Here is a 1817-nt window from a genome sequence, read left to right on the forward strand (position 1 = left end):
GTTCTCCCGAGACCGCGGCCCTCACCGGCCGCGGTCTTCGCATTTCCGGCGCCCGCTGCCGACACGGATGCGTCCTCCGTCGCAGAACGCTGCCTGCGCCTGAACATTCGCCCTCGCCGGCCGATAACCCCTTTGGGACGCCACGGCGCCCCGCCCTCCCCTGTATCGCCCGTCGTCCGAGATCGCCATGACGTTCACTGCCCGCATTGCCGCCACCCTCTCTTCGCTGCCCCTGAAGCGCCGCTTCCTCATCCAGACCGCGGTCGTCGCGGCAGGCACCATCGCCCTGGCCGTCGTCGCCGCGCGCATGCAGTACCTGGACCTGACCGGCACGCGCCAGGCTGGCCTGAAAGCGCAGACCGAGATGGCACTGGGCGTGATCGAGGGTTACGCGCAACAGGCGAAGGACGGCAGGCTCGATGAAGCCGATGCGAAGGCCCGCGCGCTCGCGACCCTGGCGACCATGCAGGCCAACAAGGGCGTGGACTACTTCTTCGTCACCGACGAAGCGCCGACCATGCTGATGCACCCCACCCGCCCCGACCTGGTCGGCAAGCCGCTGGACGACGTGCTCAGCCCCGATGGCAAGCGCATCTTTCCCGAGTTCGTCCGCGTCGCGCGCGCCGGCGGCGGCCATGTCGACTACAGCTGGGCGAAGGCTGGCGAAGAGGATCCGGTGCCCAAGACATCGTATGCGGCGCTGTACCAGCCCTGGGGCTGGGTCATCGGCACCGGCGTCTACATCGACGACACGCAGGCGCAGGCATTGCAGTTCACCCTCATCATGACCGTCGCGGGCGGCGTGCTGGTGCTGTTGAGCATGGCGATCGGCTGGATCATCGGCCAGTCGGTGCTGGAACCGGTCGCACGCGCACTGGCTGCCATCAAGGGCGTGTCGCGCGGCGACCTGAGCGTGCGCACCGGCCACCATGGCCGCGACGAAATCGGGCAGATGCTGAAGTCCACCGACGCGATGGTGCACATGCTCGAACGCTTCTCGCACGAGACGCGCGACATGATCCGCCTGCACGCCGCCGAGGACATCCGCCACCGCATGCCGGAGGACTTTCCCGGCGTGTACGGCGAACTGGCTGCCGGCATCAACACCATGATGTTCGAACACCTGGATGCCTTCCGCGATGCCATCGGCATCCTGGAGCGCTACRCCAACGGCGACCTGAGCCAAGATGCGCGCCGCCTGCCGGGCACCCGCGCCTTCCTGCACGAGGCGATGGACGCCGCCAAGCAGAGCCTGCTGGCCATCAACGGGGAGATCAAGCGACTGGCGCAGGCAGCCTCGGCCGGCGACTTCACCGCCCGCGGCGACCAGGCCGGCTTCCGCCACGACTTCCTGCAGATGGTGCAGGGCCTCAACACCATGATGGCGACGAGCGACCGCAACCTGGCCCAGCTGTCGTCGCTGCTGCGTGCCATCGCCGAAGGCGACCTGAGCGCGCGCATGGAAGGCGACTTCCACGGTGTGTTCGCCACCATGCGCGACGACGCCAACGCCACCGTGACGCAGCTGACCGAGATCGTCGGCGGCATCCAGATGGCGGCCATGAGCATCAATACCGCTGCTGGTGAAATCGCCGCCGGCAACAACGACCTCTCGCGCCGTACCGAACAGCAGGCCGCCAACCTGGAAGAAACCGCCGCGTCCATGGAGGAGCTGACCTCCACCGTGCGCCAGAACGCCGAGTCGGCCCGCCAGGCCAACCAGCTGGCCATCGGTGCCGCCTCGGTCGCCTCGCAGGGTGGCGAGGTCGTGGGCAAGGTCGTCACCACCATGACCGACATCGAACAGTCCTCCAAGA

The 1817-nt window shown here is 68.0% G+C and carries 1 protein-coding gene; it reads left to right on the forward strand.

All coding sequences use genetic code 11. From position 1 onward, the window contains the following. Positions 1-187 precede the first annotated feature (187 nt). Positions 188-1817: cache domain-containing protein (locus AC04L7_RS17930; RefSeq protein ID WP_475513598.1), on the forward strand; the 1630-nt coding region annotated here is incomplete at its 3' end.

Source organism: Pseudoxanthomonas sp. LjRoot204_2, from assembly GCF_056175765.1.